The organism is Sulfitobacter sediminis (genome assembly GCF_040811725.1).
Classification (GTDB): Bacteria; Pseudomonadota; Alphaproteobacteria; order Rhodobacterales; family Rhodobacteraceae; genus Sulfitobacter; species Sulfitobacter sediminis.
The window spans coordinates 1-561 of record NZ_JBFNXX010000103.1; the positions used below are offsets into that span (position 1 = coordinate 1).

Here is a 561-nt window from a genome sequence, read left to right on the forward strand (position 1 = left end):
AGTGAATGACACACCGGCTGAGGCCGGTGGCATCATTTGGCGGAATGTAATTCCAGGTACTGCATGATGATGTCGTCGGTCACATTGCCCGAGGTGGTTGAGAAGTACCCACGCGCCCAGAACCGCCTGCCCCAGTAGCGCTTGCGCAATTCGGGGTACTCCATCTGGATGCGACGCGACGACCGTCCCTTGATCCGCTGCATGACATCCGAAAGCGACAGCTTTGGCGGGATCGACAGGAACATATGGACATGATCCCGGGCCAGTACGCCACGCACGATGTGAACGCCCAAGTCGTCACAGGTCTGCCGGATGATCTGCCTGAGCCGTTCACGCATCGGACCCTGTAGCACGGCGTACCGATATTTCGTGACCCAAACGACGTGGAACCTGTGGTAAAATCGCGTGTGCGCGGATGACGAGTAGCGCATGATCTCTCCTCCTGAATGTTGAAACCATACCGCCTCCGCGGGTTTCAACATTCAGGAGGAGAGATCATCAACGAAGACGCTGAAGCGGACCGGCTGGAAGCCGGTGGTTTATCTCCAATAGATGGAAAAT

The 561-nt window shown here is 56.5% G+C and carries 1 protein-coding gene; it reads right to left on the bottom strand.

The window, feature by feature from the left end; all coding sequences use genetic code 11:
* Positions 1–32: 32 nt before the first annotated feature.
* Entirely contained in the window at positions 33–431 is a 399-nt protein-coding gene (gene tnpA / locus AB2B41_RS23350) for an IS200/IS605 family transposase (RefSeq protein WP_367880228.1), read from the bottom strand.
* Positions 432–561 lie beyond the last annotated feature (130 nt).